This window comes from Nakamurella flavida (assembly GCF_030811475.1).
GTDB lineage: Bacteria > Actinomycetota > Actinomycetes > Mycobacteriales > Nakamurellaceae > Nakamurella > Nakamurella flavida.
This window is the reverse complement of sequence record NZ_JAUSQV010000001.1, coordinates 2,848,244-2,866,687: the sequence shown is the minus strand read 5'-3', so window position 1 is coordinate 2,866,687 and position 18,444 is coordinate 2,848,244. Positions and strand designations below refer to the sequence as shown.

Below are 18,444 nucleotides of genomic sequence, written 5' to 3'. Positions count from 1 at the left end.
GAGCTCACCATGGACCTGACGACCGTCTGGTTCGTCGCCGTCGCCGTGCTGTGGACGGGGTTCCTGCTGCTGGAGGGGTTCGACTTCGGCGTGGCCGCCCTGTTGCCGGTGCTCGGCCGGGACCGGGCCGACCGGCAGCTGATGCTGCGCACCATCGGCCCGGTGTGGGACGGCAACGAGGTGTGGCTGGTGACGGCGGTCGGCGCGGTGTTCGCGGCCTTCCCCGGTTGGTACGCCACCTGGCTGCCCGCGATGTACCTGCCGTTCGTGGTGGTGCTGCTCGGCCTGATCGTGCGGGCGGTCGCCTTCGAGTGGCGGCACTCCAGCCACGACGAGCGCTGGGACGCCGCGTGGACCCGGGTCATCACCATCGGGTCGTTGGTCGCCGCGGGGGGTATCGGCGCCGCGCTGGGCGCGACCACCCTCGGGCTGCCCATCGGGCCGGACGGCGTCCGGGTCGGCGGCGCCTTCGCCGGCTGGTCCTGGCCCGCACTGCTCGGCGCGGTCGCCGTGCTGGCCTACTCGACGCTGCACGGCGCGATCTTCCTGGCCCTGAAGACCGACGGCGGGCTGCGGGTCCGCGCACGGGCCTTCGCCGCCCGCTGGGTGGGCCCCGCCGCGGTGCCGCTGCTGGCCTGGGCGGGTCTGGTCCAGCTGCGGTCCGGCGGGCCGATCACCGGCGCCCTGTGGGTGGTGGCGGCCGGTGCCGCGGTGGTGACCTGGACGCGACTGCGGGTCGGCCGGGAGGGCCAGGCGTTCGCCGCCTGGGCCACCGTGCTGCTGGCGTCCGCCGCGACCGTCTTCGCCGCGGCCTTCCCGGTGGTGCTGCCCTCCACGATCGACCCGGCGTTCGACGTGCTCGCCGCGCAGGCCTCGGTCAGCGACTACACGTTGACGGTGATGACGTGGGTGGCCGGGTTCGGCCTGCCGGTGGTGCTCGGCTACCAGGCCTGGACGTACTGGGTCTTCCGCCGCCGCCTGGTGGCCGAGCCGGTGCACTCCCCGGAGGAGGCGCACGCATGAGGCGATCCGGCGGGCCGACCGGGCGGGGGCCGCTGGCCCCGCTCGACGGGATGCCCGGGGTGCGGGCCGCCCTGGCCCGGGCCGGGGTGGTCGCCCTCGTCCGCACGGCCGGGATCGTCCTGCTGGCCGCCGGTCTCGCCACGGCCATCGCCCGCATCGTGGACGGCGCGCCACCCCTGGTCCCGCTGCTGCTGGCCGGCGCGGGTGTCGTGGTGCGGGCGGTGGCCGGCGCGGTCGGCGAGATGCTCGCGGCCCGGGACGCCCGCCGCGCCGAGGACGCCCTGCGCGCGGCGGTGACCGACCGGTTCGCCGTGTCCCCCGCCGCGGTCGCCGCCGCCGGCGGTCCCGGGCCGGCCGCCGTGCTGCTCACCACCCGGTTGTTCGACCTGGGCCCGTCGCTGGCCGGGTATCTGCCCGCGCTGGCCCAGACCCTCGTCGTCCCCCCGGTCCTGCTCGTCGTCCTGGGGTGGACCGATCCGCTGTCGGCCGTGCTGGTGGCGGTCACCCTGCCGCTGGTGCCGGTGTTCATGGTGCTGGTCGGGAAGTACACCGCGGACCGCACCTCGGCCGCGGCGCGGACCCTGGACCGGATCGCCGGGTACGTGACCGAGCTGGTCCGCGGCCTGCCGGTGCTGACCGGGCTGGGCCGGGCGGCCGAGCAGACCGCGGCCCTGGCCGGTCTGGGCGAGCGGTACCGCCGGACGACGACGGCCACGCTGCGGCTGGCGTTCCTGTCCGCCCTGGTGCTGGAGCTCATCGCCACCCTGGCCGTCGCCCTGGTCGCGGTGACGGTCGGGCTGCGCCTGCTCGAGGGGCATCTGACGCTGGCCGTCGGGCTGACCGCGATCCTGCTCGCTCCCGAGGCGTTCGCGCCGCTCCGCGCCCTGGGGGCGGCGTTCCACGCCAACGCCGACGCCGCCCTGGCCGCCGCGCAGGCCCGGGCGGTGCTCGCCGCCCCGGTGCCTGCGGCCACCGAGGCCGGCAGCGGGCCCGTCGTCCTCACCGACCTCACGGTCGGCTACCCGGAACGCAGCACGCCGGCGCTCCCCCCGACCTCACTCCTCATCCGCTCCGGGGAGGTGCTCGCGTTGGCCGGGCCGTCCGGCTGCGGGAAGTCCACCCTGCTGGCCGCGCTGGCCGGCGCCGTGCCGCTGGACGCCGTGGTGGGCGGCACGCTCGCCGGCGTGCCCGCCCGGGCGGCGGTGGCCCTGCAGCATCCCCGGACCACGGCCGACACGGTCACCGCCGAACTGCTGGTCCACGCCGGGTCCGCGGCGACGTCGACCGGCCGGGCCGTGGTCGCGGCCGCCCTGGCCCGGGTCGGCGCGTCGGACCTGGCCGACCGGCGGTGCCTGTCGCTGTCCCCGGGTGAGCTGCAGCGCGTCGCGCTGGCCCGGGCCCTGGTCCGGGTGGAGCTCGGCGCCGAGCTGCTGCTGCTCGACGAGCCGACCGCCCATCTCGACGCCCGCTCGGCCGCCCGCGTCGCCGCGGTGATCGACGAGCTGCGCGGCCGCATCACCGTCGTCCTGGTCACCCACGACACCCGCCTGCTGCGCCTGGCCGACCGGGTGGTCACCCTGGACGGGCGGTCGCCGAGCGCCGAACCGACCACCGGAGCGGCTCCCGCCGCCGGGGCGGGATCCCCCGATCACGAGATCGCCGCGCTGCCCGTGGTTCCCGGTCCGTTCGTGTCCGCCCGTCCCCCCGCCGGCCTGGCCTGGCCGCGCCGGGCCCTGGTCCGGGCGGTCGCGGCGGGCACCCTGACCAGCCTGGCCGGGGTGGCGCTGACCGCGCTGTCCGGCTGGTTGGTGGTCCGGGCGGCCGAGCTGCCGCCGGTGCTCACCCTGCTGACCGTCATCGTCGGGGTCCGGGCCTGCGGCCTGGGCCGGGCGGTGCTGCGCTGGTGGGAGCGGTTGACGGTGCACGATGCGGCCCTGCGGCTGGCCGCGGACACCCGGGTCCGGGTGTGGACCGCGCTGGCCCGCCAGGGCATCACCGCCGAGCGCGCCCCGGGCGCCGCCCTGGGCCGGGTGGTCGGCGACATCGCGCTGCTGCAGGACCTCTCGGTGCGGGTGCTGACCCCACCGCTGGTCGCCGCGATCACCGTGCTGGTCAGCGTGGGCGTACTGGCCGTGGTGTCCCCCTCGGTCGCCGGCGCGGTGCTGCTGCTGGTGCTGCTCGGTGTCGGCGTGGTCGCCCTGCTGCACCGGCGGGTCGACGCGGGCGCCGCGCGGGACGAGGCCACCCTGCGGGTCGCCGCCCTGCGGGAGTGCACGACCGTGCTGGACGGGGCCGTGGACCTTCGCGTGCACGGGATGACCGGCGCCGCCCTGGGACGGGTCCGCACGGTGGTCGACCGCCAGGGTGCGGCGGCCCGCGTCGGGGTGCGGGCCGGAGCGTGGAGCGCCGGGGTCGTCTCCGGGGTCACCGGGGCGGCCGCGGTGGCGGCGGCCTTCCTGGCCTGGGCGGGCGGGCTGACCGGTCCGGTGGTCGCGTTGCTGGCGTTGACGCCGCTGGCGCTGGCCGAGCCGTTGACCGGCCTGGTCGCGGCCCGGCAGCGGCGCGGGGCGTGGGTCGACGTCCGGTCGCGGGTGGACGGGGTGCTGGCCGCGCCGGTCGCGCCCGACCCGGCCCTGCCGGTGGCGGCCCCGCACCCGGTGACCGCGCTGGCGGCCGCCGACCTGGTCGCCGGGTGGCCGGGCGGCCCGGATGTGCTGCAGCACATCGACTTCACCGCCGCCCGCGACGGCTGGCTGGTCGTCCGCGGACCGTCCGGGAGCGGCAAGTCGACCCTGCTGGCCGTGCTGCTGGCCGGTCTGCGTCCGCGTGACGGTCAGTACGAACTGGCCGGCACGGGTGTTGCGGCCACTGCGGTCCGGTCCGCCGATGTGCTGGGCGACGACATCCGGGCCGCGATGGCCTGGTTGCCGCAGGAGTCCCACGTGTTCGCGTCGTCGTTGCGGGCCAATCTGGCCGTGGCCCGACCCCGCGGCGAGATCGACGACGACCGGATGCACACGGCGTTGGCCGCGGTCGGCCTCACCGCACTGGTCGCCACCATGCCCGCCGGGCTGGACACCCCCGTCGGGTCCGGCGGGGCGGCCCTGTCCGGCGGCGAACGGCGGCGGCTGGCCGCCGCCCGGGCGCTGCTGGCCGACCGGGGCGTCGTCCTGCTGGACGAGCCCACCGCCCACCTCGACCCACCGACGGCCCGGGCGCTGATCCGCGACCTGCGGACGGCACTCGCCGGCCGGGTCGTCGTGTGCGTGACCCACGACGACGACGTGGCCGCCCCCGGTGACCACGAGCTGCGGCTGGACCGGGCTTTGGTGCCGGCCTGACCGGCGCCGGCCGCTCAGTGCGCGGCGGCCTCGGTCAGCGCCTGCCGCGCCGTCCGGGGCGCGCGGCCCAGCAGGGTGCCGAGCAGGGGGTCCGTACCGGCGAAGAAGCCCTGTTCCGCGGCCTGGAACATGCCCAGGGTGAAGCGGGCGACGAACTCGGGCTGCCCACCGGCCACCCGCGCGGCGACCCATTCCTGCGGGTCGATCACCTCCACGGCGATGGACCGACCGGTGAGATCCGATGCCAGGGCGGCGATGTCGGTGAAGGTGGGGGCGTCCGGCGCGGTCAGCGTGGTCGGGCCCTCGTATTCCCCGTCGGAGTCCAGGATGATCGCGGCCGCCTCGGCGGCGTCCTCGCGGGCGGTCCAGGACACCGGCCCGTCGGCCGGGACGGTGATCCGACCGGTCTCCGTCCAGGGCCCGGTGAGCCAGCCCAGGCTGTGCGCGTAGAAGCCGTTGCGCAGCGCCGTCCACGGCACACCCGACTCGGCCAGGAGCTGCTCGGTGGCCGCGTGCACGCGCGCGGGGGCGAACGGGCTGTCCGGCGCCGCCCCCTGGTGGCTGGTGTAGAGGACCCGCCCCACACCCACCTGGTCGGCGGCGTCGATCGCGGCGCGATGCAGGCTCACGGCGTCGGCACCGGGGTCGTTGGAGGAGACCAGGAGGAGCTGATCCGCGCCGTCGAACGCCGCGGGTAACGAGGCCGGGTCGGCGTAGTCGCCGCGACGGACCTGCACGCCGCGATCGGCGAAGTGCCGGGCCCGGGCGGGATCCCGGACGCAGACGGCGATGTCGACCGCCGGGTGGCGATCGAGCAGGTGGTCCACGGTGGCGCCGTTGAGGGCGCCGGTGGCTCCGGTGATGACGATCATGGAGAGTCCTCAGGGGTGGGGTGTTAACAGCGGAATCAACCTCACCGTACTCGTGGAAACACTCTGGTAGCAAGGAGCCGTTATCGTTGGCAACATGAACGAGGTGGAGAGCGGCCGGGCCGGCACGCGGTCGAGGATCGTGGAGCGGGCCGCCCAGCTGCTCGGCGAGCAGGGTCCGGCCGCGGTGACCACCCGCGGGGTGGCCGAGCGGGCCGGCGTGCAGGCGCCGACCATCTACCGCCTGTTCGGCGACAAGGACGGCCTGCTCGACGCGGTGGCCGAACACGTGCTGGCGGAATGGGTCTCGGCCAAGGCGGAGACGGTGCGGGCCGCGTCCGCATCCGATGTCGACCCGGTGGCCGATCTGCGGGCCGGCTGGGAGATGCAGATCGCGTTCGGCCTGGCCAACCCGGCGATCTTCCGGCTGCTCGCGGACAGCGGCCGGACCGCCCCGTCACCCGCCGCGGCGCTGGGGATGCAGGTGTTGGCCTCCCGCGTCCACCGGGTGGCGGTGGCCGGGCGGTTGCGGGTGGGCGAACACCGGGCGGTCGAGCTCATCCACGCCGCCGGCCTCGGGGTGGTGCAGACCCTGCTGGCGGCACCACCCGCCGACCGTGACCCCGGCCTCGCCCCGGCCATGCTGGACGCGGTCCTCGCCCGGATCCTGGACGAGGCACCGGCTCCCGCGGCGGACGGCCGGATCCCGGCCGCCGTCGCCCTGCGGGCCGCCGCGCCCGATCTGGACGCGCTGAGCGGCGCCGAGCGGGCACTGCTCGCGGAATGGCTCGACCGGGTCGTCGCCGCGGGCACGGCTCCGGCCGGCGCCGAGCACTGAGCGGCTCACCCCCTCAGCGGCTCGCCTGCTCGATCCGGGCACCCAGGTCCTGCAGTTCGTCCAACACGGCAGCGGCCCCCCAGACCTGGTCCCGGCGGCGGTCGGTGAGCGGCCGGAGCACCCCCTGCCGGTGCAGCCGGTCCAGGGCGGCGAAGACGCTGCTCCGCGCACCCCCCACTGCCGCGCACGCATCCTCGGCGGCCAGCACGGGCCGGAGGGGGAGCAGCTCGAGCAGACGGGCGGCAGCACTTCCGGTGCGGACCGGGCCGGTCATCTCGCGCCATTCACCGGGCAAGGTGACCAACCGTTCCGCGGTGACGCGGGACTCGGCCGCGGCAGTCCGTGCCCCGTGGGTGAACGCCAGTACAAGGGGTTGCACCTCTCCACGGCGGTACTCCTCCAGCAATCCGAAGTAGCGCTCCCGGTCCGCCACCAGTGCAGACGCCAGCGGCACCACCACGGCCCGAGTGACTCCACGCCGCCGGAATACCGTGTTGATCAGCGCACGACCGATCCGCCCGTTGCCATCGGTGAAGGGGTGGATGGACTCGAACTGGGCGTGGGCCACCGCCGCCTGGAACAGGGCCGGGAGATCGTCGCGCTGGATGAACGCCATGAGGTCGTCCATCAGCACGTCGACCATGTCCGGCGGGGGCGGGACGAACAACGCGTTCCGGGGCGACCAGTCGCTCCCGCCGATCCAGTTCTGCACGTCACGGATCCGACCGGCACATCGCGCTTCGGTCGGGTCGTTCCGCATCAAGGCCCGATGGGCATCGGTGATCGCTTCCCGGCGGAGAGGGGCACCCGTTCCGACGCTGTCGACCAGGAGGTCCAGTGCCCTGGTCGCCGCGACCATGGCGACCGCCGAATCGTTGGCCCTGGACCCGTGCAGTGCGCGGGCATAGTCGTCGATCCCGGCCTCGACTTCCTCGATCTTCGACGAGGCGATCGACTCCGTCCGCAGGAGCAGACCCTTCAGAGCGCCGAGGACCTGGCCATGGGCGCCGTCGAGCAGGGTGATCTCACGGATGGCCAGGTCCATGGCGGTACTCGTCCCGGCGTCCACCTCTAGGCGCCCCTCGGCGATGAACGGGGGGATCGACACGGTCACCTCGGAGGTGGTTCGGTCCTCGCGGGTGCCGCCGCGCACCGTCTGCCGCCAGGGACGCCGCTCATGGCGGTGCACCGGCCACGGGCTCGTCGATGCGCCCCTCGGCCGTGTCATGTCCCCCCACCCCGATCGGAAACTCGGACCGTTGGTCAGACTAGTCCGAGTTACGTCGGTAAGTGAGACTCTCCCTCGCTCGGATCCGGCCTCCGAGCGCACCGCTCCGCCGCCACACCGGCGACCCACCCGGTGCCCGGCAGACTCCGCCCCACCCACAGCCGGCCGCCCCGAGCCCCACCCCGAGGACACCCCGTGACCGTCACCGTTCCCGGCCCCGCACTTCCCGTGGTGGACGCCGAACCCGGCTACCGCTCCCCGTACTCCGTCCGATTCAGCACGCCGGAGGTCGAACGGATGGCCGGGCTGGACGGGGCGCCGTGGAACGACCCGCAGATGCAGGCCTGCATCCCGTTCGACCGGTGGTACACCCCGGAGACGGCGGCGCAGTGGGGGCCCTGGGGTCCGCGGGCCTATCGGTATCCGGCACCCGCCGGGCGGTTCCGCGGGCGCGTGGCCCGGGAGCGGGTGGTGGCGGTGGCCGCGGCGCTGATCGGGCTGGACTACCAGCACCACCACGTCCCGTCCTGGTCCCCACCCGCCGACTGGCCCCACCACCCGGTGCGTTCCGGCCGGCGCGGGCCCGGCCTGGACTGCAGCAACTTCATCGGGTTCGTCCACTCCTACGCCCTGGGCATCACGCTGCCCACCCAGGTGGTCACCCAGTCCGAGATGCACCGCAGCACCACCGAGGGTTCGTGCTTCACCCACCCGATCCAGGTGCTCCCGGCCACCGACCACGACGCGTTCGTCGCCTCGCTGCAACCCGCCGACATCGTGTACATCCGGTCCGAAGCGGGGGTCGTCTCGCACGCGGTGCTGTGGCTCGGCGACTGCGGAGTCGGACCCGGGACGACCCCCCTGGTGCTGGACTCGGGCAGCAGCGGACTGCTGGACGCCGAGCGCAGCTCGATCCCGGCCGGGGTGCGCATCCGGCCCTACCGACCCGTCGGCTGGTACGCCCGGCGCACCTCTCACGCCCACCGGGTCGTCCCGGACTGACGCCGGCGGTCCCTCAGCTCAGATAGCCCTCGACGGTGTCCGCAGGACGGACGGCCGCGCCGTCCGGGTCCTGTCCGGCGTGCCGGCGGGCGTCGCGCTGGCGCAGCAGGTCCCAGGCCTGGTCCAACGCCTCCTCCAGCCCGCGCAGCTGCTCGTGCTCCTTCTCGTCGCTGATCTCCCCACGGCGGCGGCGCTCGCGCAGCGCGTGCTCCTGGTCGACGAGATGGGTGATCTGCTCGTGGATGGTGTCGTCGGACATGTCGCGACCTCCCGGGAAGATGACAGAGCCTTCTCCCGCACCGTAGGCCCCGCCCGCGCTTTTGCCGCACCGGCAAAGATGCTTGCCAAGACGGGCGTCTCCCGGCAGGCTGCGACCCCCACCCGGGCTCGACGAGGGGCACCCCATGACCCATCACCACGGCAGCACCCAGGACAGCGGGCGACCTGCGCCCGTCTTCGACAAGCCGTACTGGGAGGAGCACTGGGACCGACCGGCCACCGCCGGGCAGGCGCCGGTCAATCCCCACCTCGTCCGGGAGACGGCGACGCTGACCCCCGGCACCGCCCTGGACGCGGGATGCGGGGTGGGGACCGAGGCCCGCTGGCTGGCCGGGCAGGGCTGGCAGGTGACCGGCGCGGACATCTCCGGCGCCGCCCTGGCCGCCGCGCGCGACCACGCGGGGGCCGACGACCCCGGCGATCGGCCCACCTGGATCGAGGTCGACCTGGGCATCTGGGAGCCGCGGGAGCGGTGGGACCTGGTCGTCAGCCACTACGCCCACCCGGCGATCCCGCAGCTCGACTTCCACCGCCGGCTGGCCGGCTGGGTCGCCCCCGGCGGCACCCTGCTGATCGTCGGCCACCGGCACGGTCCGGGCGGCCACGGTCAGGAGCACCACGGTGACCACCCGCCGGCCGAGGCCACCGCGACCACGGACGGGATCACCGCCCTGCTGGCCGGCGGGCAGTGGCGCATCGACACCGCCCGCGAGGTCGACCGCGTCCTCCCCGGGCACGGACGGACCCTGCAGGACGTGGTGGTCCGGGCCACCCGGCTGCGCTGACGTCCGGGGACGTCCAGGCCCGGGTACCACGCGGGAGATCGGCCGCACCGTTGCACCGACGTGCAATCCCGAGCTCCCGGGATTGCACGATGCCCGATGCGTAACAACCCCGTGAGGTCGGCCTCCTAGCGTCGGGCGCCCATACGGCGAGCGGTTCAGCCCATGTGCCCACGCCACCCACCGCCCCTGACGGAGGAATCCCGTGATCACCCGCACCCGCCCGCTCGCCGCCCTCGCCGCGGCCGCACTCACCTTCTCGCTCATCTCCTGTGGCGCCACCGACACCTCCTCCGGCTCCGGGTCGGACGGTGTCGGATCCGTCGGCGCCGTGCCCTCGTCCGGCCCGTCGTCCTCCGGGGCGACCTCACCGGGAGCGGCCGGATCCACCTCGTCGGAATCCGGCGGTGTCACCGGCGGGGCCGGGTCCGTGGCGGCCGGCGGCGTCGTCCAGGCGGCCGCCGATCTGGTCCCGGCCGAGATCAGGGAGCGCGGGACGCTGGTCGTGGCCACCGGCGAGGGCTACCCGCCGTTCGAGTTCTACGCCGAGGACAACACCACGCTGACCGGGGTCGACCCGGACCTGGTCGCCGCGGTCGCCGGTGCGCTGGGCCTGCAGCCCGACCTGCAGGTCCTCAAGTTCGACGGCATCATCCCCGGCCTGCAGGGCGGGCGGTACGACATGGCCGCCGCCGCCATGGGGGTGACCGACGAGCGGAACAAGGTCGTCGACTTCGTGACCTACTTCGAGGGCGGCACCTCGATCATGACCGCGGCCGACAACCCCCTGGGCCTGACCCTGGACAACCTGTGCGGCCACCGCATCGCGGCCCAGAAGGGCACGATCTACGCCGACAACTACCTGCCGCTGTTCAACCAGACCTGTCTGGACGCCGGCCAGAGCGAGATCACCGTCGACATCTACCCGGACGCGGCGCAGACGAACCTGGCCGTGGGCAACGGCCGGGCCGACGCCGTCGTCTCCGACTTCGGCCCGCTGGCCTACGCCGCCCAGCAGGCGAACGGCCAGTTCTTCGTCCTGGACGCCAGTTACGACCCCGCCCCCTACGGCTTCGCGGTGCCCAACGGCTCCGAGTTGGCCCCGGCCATCGAGGCCGCCCTGGACGCCATCGTCGCCGACGGCACGTACGGGGAGATCCTCGACAAGTGGGACGTCGCGACGGGGGCCATCACCGACCCGACGGTCTCCCGTGGCTGAGGTGGGCGGAGCGGGGCGGGCCGGGCAACCGCCGGCCACCCTGCCCGGGCAGGTCGTGGCACTGCGGCATCCCGGACGCTGGGTGGCCATGGCCGTCGTCGTGGTGCTCGCCGCGATGCTGGTCAACTCGCTGATCCGCAACGAGAACTACCAATGGGACGTGGTCGCGAAGTACTTCACCAGCACCGCCATCCTGGAGGGCCTGCGCACGACGGTGCTGCTCACCGTCGTCGCGATGGTGGTCGGGCTCGTGCTCGGGGTGGTGCTCGCGGTCGGGCGGGACTCGAAGAACCCGATCGTGTCCGGAGCCTCGCTGCTCTACATCGGGTTCTTCCGCGGCACCCCGCTGCTCGTGCAGTTGATCTTCTGGTTCAACCTCTCCGCGCTGTACCCGACGCTGTCGCTGGGGATCCCGTTCGGGCCGACCTTCGTCTCCGGCAGCGCCAACGCCCTGATCACCCCGCTGGTCGCGGCGATCCTCGGGCTCGGTCTGAACGAGGCCGCCTACATGGCCGAGATCGTCCGGGCCGGACTGCAGTCTGTGGACAGTGGTCAGACGCAGGCCGCACAGGCCCTGGGCATGACGGGCCGCCAGGTGTTCCGCCGGATCGTGCTCCCCCAGGCTCTGCGGGTGATCATCCCACCCACCGGCAACGAGACCATCTCGATGCTGAAGACCACCTCGCTGGTGAGCGTGATCGCCCTGCCCGAACTGCTCTACGCCTCGCAGATCATCTACAGCCGGACGTACGAGGTCATCCCGCTGCTCATCACGGCCAGCCTGTGGTACCTGCTGCTGACCACCGTGCTGACCATCGGGCAGACGTTCCTGGAGCGCCGCCTGCGTCGTGGCGACAGCCAGGGTGGCGGTCGGGTGCGCAAGGGCAGGGCCCCGACCGACCCCGCGCCACCCGAGGAAGAGCACCTCGAGCCCGCCGACATCCAGCACGGAGGAACGCGATGACCGCCGCCGACGCCCCGCTGCTGCTGGCCCGGGGCGTCCGGAAGTCCTACGGCAGCAACGAGGTCGTCAAGGGCATCGATCTGGAGGTCCGGGCCGGCGAGGTGCTGTGCCTGCTGGGTGCGTCCGGATCCGGCAAGAGCACGTTCCTGCGCTGCATCAACCACCTGGAGAAGATCGACGCCGGGTGGATCAGCGTCGACGGCGAACTCGTCGGCTACCGACGTCAGGGCGACAAGCTGTACGAGCTCAAGGACGCCGAGATCGCCCGGCGGCGCAGCGAGATCGGCATGGTCTTCCAGTCGTTCAACCTGTTCCCGCACCTGTCGGTGCTGGGCAACCTCATGGAAGCCCCGCTGCGGGTCCGCCGGGAGAAGCCGGGGCCCGTGCGGCACCGGGCGCTGGCCCTGCTGGACCGGGTCGGCCTGGCGGACAAGGCCGACGCCTTCCCCCGCCAGCTCTCCGGCGGCCAGCAGCAGCGGGTGGCCATCGCCCGTGCCCTGGCCATGCAGCCCAAGCTCATGCTGTTCGACGAGCCGACGTCCGCGCTGGACCCCGAACTGGTCGGCGACGTCCTGGACGTCATGAAGGATCTGGCCGCCGACGGCATGACCATGATCGTGGTGACGCACGAGATCGGCTTCGCCCGCGAGGTCGCCGACAGCGTCGCCTTCCTGGACGGCGGGGTGGTCGTCGAGCACGGCCCACCGGAGCGGGTGTTCTCCGACGCCGCCCACCCCCGCACCCGGTCCTTCCTGGCCCGGGTGCTCTGAGACCCGGTTCTCGGGAACGCACGGACCTGCAGCGCCGCAGGGAGATCCACTCCGCATCACTTCCAGACAGGGGAGTTCCGATCATGGAGCACGTCGATCACGTCGTGGTGGGCCTGGGTGCCCTGGGCAGTGCCACGGCCTACCAGCTGGCCCGCCGCGGCGCGGACGTGCTGGGCCTGGAGCAGTTCGAACTGGGTCACGTGCGCGGTGCCTCGCACGACACGTCGCGGATCATCCGGCGTGCCTACGAGCGCCCGGAGTACGTCCGGTTGGCCGACGCGGCCTACCGCGACTGGGCCGAGTTCGAGGAGGTGTCCGGCGAGCACCTGGTCACCCGGACCGGCGGGGTGACGTTCTGCCCGCCGACGGCCCCGGCGCCGCTTGCCGACTACCTGCACAGCCTGCGGGTGTGCGGGGTCGAGCACGAGGAGCTGGACGCGGCCGCGATGCGCGAGCTCGTGCCGCAGTTCGCGGTACCCGAGGGGGTGGGCGCGGTGTGGACGGCCGACTCCGGGATCGTGCACGCCAACCGCTCGGTCGCCGCCCTGCAGATGCACGCGCGGATGTTCGGGGCCCGGCTGCGGGACCGCTGCCCGGTGACGTCCCTTCAGGAGGACGCCGACGGGGTGGTGCTGCAGACCGCACAGGGACCGGTCCACGCCGGGTTGGTGGTGCTGTGCACGGATGCCTGGACCAACCGGTTGCTCGCGCCGCTGGGCGCGCAGGTGCCGATGCGGGTCATGCAGGAGCAGGTCACCTACTTCAAGCCGGACCGGCCGGCGGAGTTCGAGATCGGCCGGTTCCCGATCTGGATCTGGGAGGACCAGGTCTGCTACTACGGCTTCCCGTGTTTCGGCGAGCCGACGATCAAGGCGGCCCGGGACGTCTCGGAGGTGCTGATGGGGACGGACGAGCGGACGTTCGTCCCGTCGCCCACCCGGTTCGACGAGCTGCGCGCGTTCATGGCCACCACCCTCCCCGGTAGCGGCGTCCCGCTGCGCACGGTGACCTGCCAGTACGCCCTCACCCCGGACCGGCACTTCGTGCTGGACTCCGTGCCCGGTCATCCCCGGCTGCACCTGGGGCTGGGCGCGGGCCACGCGTTCAAGTTCACCCCGACCATGGGCCGGGTGCTGGCCGACCTGGCCACCACCGGCTCGAGCACGGAGGACCTGTCGCTGTTCCGCGCCGACCGGCCCGCCCTGCGCGATCCGATGCCCGTCGGGGCCGCCTGACATGCTCACCGACGTCGAGGCCCACGCCCTGGCCCATCTGGACGAGACCGCCCTGGTCGGTGATCTCGTCGAGCTGGTCCGGATCCCCAGCATCACCGGCAGCGACGCCGAATCCGATCTGCAGCACCGCCAGGCCGCGGGCCTGGAAGAGCTCGACCTGGACGTCGACACCTGGGCGCTGGATCTGCCCGCGCTGCGGGCCGACCCGCGCTTCCCGGGCACCGAGGCCGACCGCACCGAGGGGTACGGCGTGGTCGGCACCTCCGGCCCGGGCGAACCGGCGCTGATCCTGCAGAGCCACGTCGACGTCGTCCCGCTGGGCGACCGTGCCCGGTGGGCCGGGACGGAGCCGTTCGGCGGGGTCATCCGCGGCGACGTGCTGCACGGCCGGGGCGCCTGCGACATGAAGGCCGGGGTCGCGGTCAACACCGCGGTGGCCCGCACCCTGCACGACTCCGGGCTCGTCCTGGAACGGCCGCTGGCCGTGCACTGCGTGGTCAGCGAGGAGGACGGTGGCCTGGGCGCGTTCGCGACCATGGTGCGCGGGCACGGCGGCGCGGCCGCCGTGATCACCGAACCCACCAGCGGGCGGGTGGTCACCGCCCATGCCGGTGCCCTCACCTTCACCCTGACCGTGCCCGGGCTGGCCGCGCACGGCAGTGCCCGCGCGTCCGGGGTCAGCGCGTTCGACGCCTTCCTCCCGGTGCACCGGGCGATCCTCGAGCTGGAACGCGAACGGAACGCCGACCACGACCCCCGCTTCGGGGCGAACCTGCTGCCCTACCCGATCTCGATCGGCCGGATCGCGGCCGGCGACTGGGCCAGCAGCGTCCCCGACCTGTTGACCGCGGAGGGGCGCCTCGGGGTGCGGCTGGGCGAGGACCCGGCGGATGCCCGCGCGTCGTTCGCCCGGGCCGTGGACGCGGCGTGCCGGGCCGATCCGTGGCTGGCCGACCATCCGGTCGCACTAGTCTGGTCCGGCGGCCAGTTCGCCAGCGGCGCCACCCCGACCGGGCATCCGGTCATCGCCGAGGTGACCCGCGCCGCCGGTGACGTCGGTGTCGGTCACCGGGACGGGGAGCAGGCCGTGCCCTACGGGAGCGACCTGCGCCTGTACACCGGGGTCGGGGGAATCCCCACCCTGCTCTTCGGTCCGGGCGACGTCCGGATGGCCCACGCCCCGCGCGAGCAGGTGTCCGTGGCCGAGACCCTGGCCGTGGCCAGGGCTATCGTGCTGCTGGCCGTCCGCCGCTGCGGCGCCCACCGATAGGCGGTCATGCGCGAGAACCCCGACTACGCCATGGATCCGGCCGACCTGAAGCGGCTGGTGCGGGAGAACCCCTGGGCCACCCTGGTCAGTCACACCTCGGGCGGTCTGGCGGCCTCGCACTATCCCGTGCTGGTGGACGAGACCCGGGACGAACTGTCGCTGCTGACCCATCTCGGCCGGCCCGACGAGGACGTCCTCGAGCTGGGTGACCGGGAGCTGCTGGTGCTCGTACAGGGCCCGCACGGGTACATCTCGCCCAGCTGGTACCACACGTCGCCGGCCGTCCCGACGTGGAACTTCGTCGTCGCGCACCTGTCCGGGGTCCCGGAGATCCTCAGCGGGCAGGAGAACCTGCGGGTGCTGGACGCGCTCGTGGACCACTTCGAGGACGCGGTGCCCGAGCCCCGCCGCCTGCTCACCGATCCGGCGAACGTCGCCTACGCGCAACGGATCGTCGCCGGCACGGTGGGCATCCGGCTCACCCCCACCCGCATCGTCACCAAGGCCAAGCTCAGCCAGGACAAGCCGCCGGCCGTCGTCGAGCGCGTCATCGACGCGCTCGGGTCGCCCGGCCCGTACGGCAATCCGGCGTTGGCGGCCGAGATGCGCCGCGTGCACGGGGGGACCGGATGACCGAGCCGCTGCTGCTCACCGGCGCCCGCCTGCCGGGCGCGGCCGAGCCGGTCGACGTCCTGCTCACCGACGGGCTCATCTCCGCCGTGGGGTCGGGGGCGGGGACGCGGGGCCGCCGGGTCGACCTGGCCGGCCGCTGGATCGTCCCCGGCCTGTGGGACGAGCACGTCCACCTGACCCAGTGGGCGATGACCCGCCGCCGGCTCGACGTCTCCCCGGCCAGCAGCGCGGCCCACGCCGCGGACCTGGTCCGCGCGCACCTGACCGGGCCGCACGCACCCGCGGCGGACGAGCACCCGGTGGTCGGCTACGGCTTCCGGGACGGGCTCTGGCCGGACGCACCGAGCCGGGCCCTGCTGGACGCCGCCGGACCGGACCACGCCGTCGTGCTGGTCTCCGCGGACCTGCACTGCGTCTGGCCGAACAGTGCCGCCGCCCGACTCTTCGGCGTGCTCGACGGGCAGGACGGCCTGCTCGTCGAGGACGACGCGTTCCTCATCACCCGCCGGCTCGACGAGGTGCCGGACACGGTGGTCGACGGCTGGGTCGCCGATGCGGCGGAGGCGGCGGCCGCCCGGGGGGTGGTGGGCGTCGTGGATCTGGAGATGGCGTGGAACCCGGGCGTCTGGGCACGCCGGGTGGCGGCCGGGCACCGGGCCCTGCGGGTGGACACCGGGGTCTACACCCGCCATCTGGATCGCGCCCTGGACAGCGGCCTGCGCACCGGCGATCCCGTGCCCGGCGGCGGCGGCCTGGTGCGGATGGGCCCGTTCAAGATCCTCATCGACGGCTCGCTGAACACCCGGACCGCCTGCTGCCGGCAGCCGTACCCGGACGGGACGAGCGGGTTCCTGACCGTCGAACCCGCCGACCTGCTCGACCTGCTGCGCCGGGCCGTCGGTGGCGGCCTGACCCCGGCCGTGCACGCCATCGGGGACGAGGCCGCCCGCATCGCCCTGGACACCTTCGCCCAGCTCGGGGTGGGTGGCCGGATGGAGCACGCCCAGCTGGTCGCCCCGGAGGATCTGGCCCGCTTCGCCGAGCTCGGCATCACCGCCAGCATCCAACCCGAGCACGCGATGGACGACCGCGATGTCGCCGACCGGCACTGGGCCGGCCGGACCGCGTGGGCGTTCCCGGCCCGCTCGCTGCTCGACGCCGGGGCCCGGCTGGCCCTCGGATCCGATGCCCCGGTCTCCCCGCTGGATCCCTGGCTCGGCGTCGCCACCGCGGTCACCCGCAGCCGGGACGGCCGGGACCCGTGGCATCCCGAGCAGGCCATCTCCGTCGCCGACGCGCTGGCGGCGTCCACCCGCCACGGCCGCATCGCGCCGGGCGAGCCGGCCGATCTCGTCGTGCTGGAGCGCGATCCGCTCGCCAGTTCCGGCGACGAACTCCGGACGATGCCGGTGTCCGCGACGGTGCTGGCGGGTCGGGTGACGGCAGGGGCACTGCCGGACTAGTTCTGTCCGGCACGCCGCTGCGCAGGACGCGTGAACGGACCGCTCAGCACCGCCCACTGCAGCAGCATGATCGTCTTGCCGTCCGCGATGCGGCCGTCGCCGATCATGGCCAGCGCCTCGTCGATGTCCACTTCGAGCACCTCGATGTCCTCGCCGTCCTCGGCGAGACCGCCGCCGCTGCCGGTCCTGTCGGTCGGCCGGTAGGGCGCGGCGAAGAAGTGCACGCGTTCGGTGACCGACCCCGGGCTCATGAACACGTCGAACACGTGGGTGATCGTCCCGAGCTCGACCCCCAGCTCCTCCTCCGCCTCCCGGCGGATGGCGGTCTCCGGGTCGTCGTCGTCCACCAGTCCGGCGGCGGCCTCGACGAGCATGCCGTCGGGGTGCCCGTTGACGTAGACGGGGTAACGGAACTGCCGGGTGAGCAGGACGGTGCGGCGATCGGTGTCGTAGGGCAGCACGGTGGCCCCGTTGCCGCGGTCGTAGGTCTCCCGCTGCTCGGTGGTCCACTGCCCGTCGCGACGGCGGTGGTCGAAGGTGGTGCGTCGCAACACGTGCCAGCCGCCGTGGGAGGTCAGCTCGACGTCGCGGACGACCACGTCGGGATTGCCGGTGAGGTCGCGGCCGACCCGGTCGAGCCCGGTGCGCCCGCGGTGATCGGGGATGTCGAGGCCGGGCGTCCCGGTCGGGAGAGGGGTGCTCATCCGGGTACCGTACATGCAGAAGCGTGCAACACCATGAAGGAGTGCGAATGCTGGCTGCCGAACGCCGCGACCTGCTGCTGACCCGACTGCGTGTCGACGGGAAAGTGGTGGCCAAGGAACTGGCCGCCGAACTGGGGCTGTCCGAGGACAGCATCCGGCGGGATCTCCGCGAGCTCGCCGCGGCCGGCCTGTGCCAGAAGGTCTACGGCGGAGCGGTTCCCGCCTCGCCGGCCCTGGCCGACTACACCACCCGGGCCGGTGTCGAGCCCGCCGGCAAGACCGCGGTCGCGGTCACCGCGGCTGCGCTGATCCGGCCGGGCAGCGTGGTGATCCTGGACGGCGGGACCACCACGCTCGCGGTCACCCGCGCCCTGCCGACCGACCTGGAGTGCACCGTCGTCACCCACAGCCCCACGGTGGCGGTCGCCCTGCTGGACCACCCGGGGGTCGAGGTGGTCCTGCTCGGCGGCCGGCTGTTCAAGCACTCCATGGTCACCTGCGGGGCGGTGGCCGCGGAGGCCGCCGCCGGTGTCACCGCCGACCTGTTCCTGCTCGGGGTCACCGGGGTCCACCCGGTGCACGGCCTGACCACCGGTGACGTCGACGAGGCGGCGATGAAACGGTTGCTCGCGAGCCGCTCGGCGGAGACCTGGGTGCTGGCCAGCGCCGAGAAGCTGGGCGCCGCATCGCGGTACACGGTGCTCCCGCTGGCCGAGGTGTCCGGGGTCGTCACCGACGGACGACCGCACGAGACCGTCGACGCACTCCGGAATCTCGGCGTGACGGTGCGGGAAGGGCGCGGGCCCCGCGCGCGGTGAGCAGCC

At 74.0% G+C, this 18,444-nt stretch carries 17 protein-coding genes; 13 read left to right on the top strand and 4 right to left on the bottom strand.

Translation table 11 applies throughout. From position 1 onward, the window contains the following. The first annotated feature begins 9 nt into the window (after window positions 1–9). Both cydB and cydC read left to right on the top strand, forming a co-directional pair. On the top strand, window positions 10–1,023 hold the full coding sequence (gene cydB / locus J2S58_RS12680; RefSeq protein WP_205256767.1) for a cytochrome d ubiquinol oxidase subunit II: 1,014 nt from the start codon (window positions 10–12) through the stop codon (window positions 1,021–1,023). Then, window positions 1,020–4,364, top strand: a complete 3,345-nt coding sequence (gene cydC, locus J2S58_RS12675) for a thiol reductant ABC exporter subunit CydC (protein WP_205256768.1) — start codon at window positions 1,020–1,022, stop codon at window positions 4,362–4,364. Before cydB ends, cydC begins: the two co-directional genes overlap by 4 nt. Before the next feature lie 14 nt (window positions 4,365–4,378). On the opposite strand, the gene J2S58_RS12670 is transcribed toward cydC, so the two are convergent. Beyond that, window positions 4,379–5,236 (bottom strand): NAD(P)H-binding protein, encoded by an 858-nt coding sequence (locus J2S58_RS12670; RefSeq protein ID WP_205256769.1) that lies wholly within the window; start codon window positions 5,234–5,236, stop codon window positions 4,379–4,381. A gap of 94 nt (window positions 5,237–5,330) precedes the next feature. Here J2S58_RS12670 and J2S58_RS12665 point away from each other — a divergent pair, with 94 nt between their 5' ends. After that, entirely contained in the window at window positions 5,331–6,071 is a 741-nt protein-coding gene (locus tag J2S58_RS12665) for a TetR/AcrR family transcriptional regulator (protein ID WP_205256770.1), read from the top strand. Window positions 6,072–6,084: 13 nt separating this feature from the next. On the opposite strand, the gene J2S58_RS12660 is transcribed toward J2S58_RS12665, so the two are convergent. Continuing rightward, entirely contained in the window at window positions 6,085–7,185 is a 1,101-nt protein-coding gene (locus J2S58_RS12660) for a Fic family protein (protein ID WP_205256771.1), read from the bottom strand. 309 nt (window positions 7,186–7,494) lie between these two features. On the opposite strand from J2S58_RS12660, the gene J2S58_RS12655 reads away from it, so the two are divergent. After that, window positions 7,495–8,301: an NlpC/P60 family protein gene (locus J2S58_RS12655; protein WP_205256772.1), complete on the top strand. Its 807-nt coding sequence runs from the start codon at window positions 7,495–7,497 to the stop codon at window positions 8,299–8,301. A gap of 13 nt (window positions 8,302–8,314) precedes the next feature. Here the strand turns inward: J2S58_RS12655 and J2S58_RS12650 are convergent, their stop codons facing one another. Then, a complete protein-coding gene (locus J2S58_RS12650) occupies window positions 8,315–8,560 on the bottom strand; it encodes a DUF2630 family protein (RefSeq protein ID WP_205256773.1) in 246 nt (81 codons plus the stop codon). Between the two features lie 145 nt (window positions 8,561–8,705). Here J2S58_RS12650 and J2S58_RS12645 point away from each other — a divergent pair, with 145 nt between their 5' ends. The 8 genes from J2S58_RS12645 to J2S58_RS12610 all read left to right on the top strand — a co-directional run bounded on the left by J2S58_RS12645 (window position 8,706) and on the right by J2S58_RS12610 (window position 16,916). Next, window positions 8,706–9,365, top strand: coding sequence for a class I SAM-dependent methyltransferase (locus J2S58_RS12645; RefSeq protein WP_205256774.1), 660 nt, complete (start codon window positions 8,706–8,708; stop codon window positions 9,363–9,365). A gap of 202 nt (window positions 9,366–9,567) precedes the next feature. Beyond that, complete coding sequence (locus J2S58_RS12640; protein WP_205256775.1) at window positions 9,568–10,581, top strand: ABC transporter substrate-binding protein; 1,014 nt, start codon at window positions 9,568–9,570, stop codon at window positions 10,579–10,581. Further along, window positions 10,574–11,545, top strand: coding sequence for an amino acid ABC transporter permease (locus J2S58_RS12635; RefSeq protein WP_306828442.1), 972 nt, complete (start codon window positions 10,574–10,576; stop codon window positions 11,543–11,545). The genes J2S58_RS12640 and J2S58_RS12635 overlap by 8 nt, the downstream gene beginning before the upstream one ends. Beyond that, window positions 11,542–12,315, top strand: coding sequence for an amino acid ABC transporter ATP-binding protein (locus tag J2S58_RS12630; protein ID WP_205256776.1), 774 nt, complete (start codon window positions 11,542–11,544; stop codon window positions 12,313–12,315). Before J2S58_RS12635 ends, J2S58_RS12630 begins: the two co-directional genes overlap by 4 nt. An 83-nt stretch (window positions 12,316–12,398) precedes the next feature. Then, window positions 12,399–13,550 carry an N-methyl-L-tryptophan oxidase gene (solA, locus tag J2S58_RS12625; protein WP_205256777.1) on the top strand — a complete coding sequence of 384 codons (1,152 nt, stop codon included), beginning with the start codon at window positions 12,399–12,401 and terminating at the stop codon, window positions 13,548–13,550. 1 nt (window position 13,551) lies between these two features. Next, a complete protein-coding gene (locus J2S58_RS12620) occupies window positions 13,552–14,820 on the top strand; it encodes a M20/M25/M40 family metallo-hydrolase (protein WP_205256778.1) in 1,269 nt (422 codons plus the stop codon). 6 nt (window positions 14,821–14,826) lie between these two features. Further along, window positions 14,827–15,453, top strand: coding sequence for an FMN-binding negative transcriptional regulator (locus J2S58_RS12615; protein WP_205256779.1), 627 nt, complete (start codon window positions 14,827–14,829; stop codon window positions 15,451–15,453). After that, the gene (locus J2S58_RS12610; protein WP_205256780.1) at window positions 15,450–16,916 is read left to right on the top strand and encodes an amidohydrolase; all 1,467 of its coding nucleotides are present in this window, start codon (window positions 15,450–15,452) and stop codon (window positions 16,914–16,916) included. The genes J2S58_RS12615 and J2S58_RS12610 overlap by 4 nt, the downstream gene beginning before the upstream one ends. Here J2S58_RS12610 and J2S58_RS12605 read toward each other — a convergent pair. After that, the gene (locus J2S58_RS12605; RefSeq protein ID WP_205256781.1) at window positions 16,913–17,620 is read right to left on the bottom strand and encodes an NUDIX domain-containing protein; all 708 of its coding nucleotides are present in this window, start codon (window positions 17,618–17,620) and stop codon (window positions 16,913–16,915) included. The genes J2S58_RS12610 and J2S58_RS12605 overlap by 4 nt on opposite strands. Before the next feature lie 47 nt (window positions 17,621–17,667). On the opposite strand from J2S58_RS12605, the gene J2S58_RS12600 reads away from it, so the two are divergent. Next, window positions 17,668–18,438 (top strand): DeoR/GlpR family DNA-binding transcription regulator, encoded by a 771-nt coding sequence (locus tag J2S58_RS12600; RefSeq protein ID WP_205256782.1) that lies wholly within the window; start codon window positions 17,668–17,670, stop codon window positions 18,436–18,438. The last annotated feature ends 6 nt before the right edge of the window (window positions 18,439–18,444 follow it).

What these genes read in the sequence shown, in the direction of transcription:
- cydB (WP_205256767.1), top strand. Translation starts at nt 10, where the DNA reads ATGGACCTGACGACCGTCTGGTTCGTCGCCGTCGCCGTGCTGTGGACG.
- cydC (WP_205256768.1), top strand. Translation starts at nt 1,020, where the DNA reads ATGAGGCGATCCGGCGGGCCGACCGGGCGGGGGCCGCTGGCCCCGCTC.
- J2S58_RS12670 (WP_205256769.1), bottom strand. Translation starts at nt 5,236, where the DNA reads ATGATCGTCATCACCGGAGCCACCGGCGCCCTCAACGGCGCCACCGTG.
- J2S58_RS12665 (WP_205256770.1), top strand. Translation starts at nt 5,331, where the DNA reads ATGAACGAGGTGGAGAGCGGCCGGGCCGGCACGCGGTCGAGGATCGTG.
- J2S58_RS12650 (WP_205256773.1), bottom strand. Translation starts at nt 8,560, where the DNA reads ATGTCCGACGACACCATCCACGAGCAGATCACCCATCTCGTCGACCAG.
- J2S58_RS12645 (WP_205256774.1), top strand. Translation starts at nt 8,706, where the DNA reads ATGACCCATCACCACGGCAGCACCCAGGACAGCGGGCGACCTGCGCCC.
- J2S58_RS12630 (WP_205256776.1), top strand. Translation starts at nt 11,542, where the DNA reads ATGACCGCCGCCGACGCCCCGCTGCTGCTGGCCCGGGGCGTCCGGAAG.
- solA (WP_205256777.1), top strand. Translation starts at nt 12,399, where the DNA reads ATGGAGCACGTCGATCACGTCGTGGTGGGCCTGGGTGCCCTGGGCAGT.
- J2S58_RS12620 (WP_205256778.1), top strand. Translation starts at nt 13,552, where the DNA reads ATGCTCACCGACGTCGAGGCCCACGCCCTGGCCCATCTGGACGAGACC.
- J2S58_RS12615 (WP_205256779.1), top strand. Translation starts at nt 14,827, where the DNA reads ATGCGCGAGAACCCCGACTACGCCATGGATCCGGCCGACCTGAAGCGG.
- J2S58_RS12610 (WP_205256780.1), top strand. Translation starts at nt 15,450, where the DNA reads ATGACCGAGCCGCTGCTGCTCACCGGCGCCCGCCTGCCGGGCGCGGCC.
- J2S58_RS12605 (WP_205256781.1), bottom strand. Translation starts at nt 17,620, where the DNA reads ATGAGCACCCCTCTCCCGACCGGGACGCCCGGCCTCGACATCCCCGAT.
- J2S58_RS12600 (WP_205256782.1), top strand. Translation starts at nt 17,668, where the DNA reads ATGCTGGCTGCCGAACGCCGCGACCTGCTGCTGACCCGACTGCGTGTC.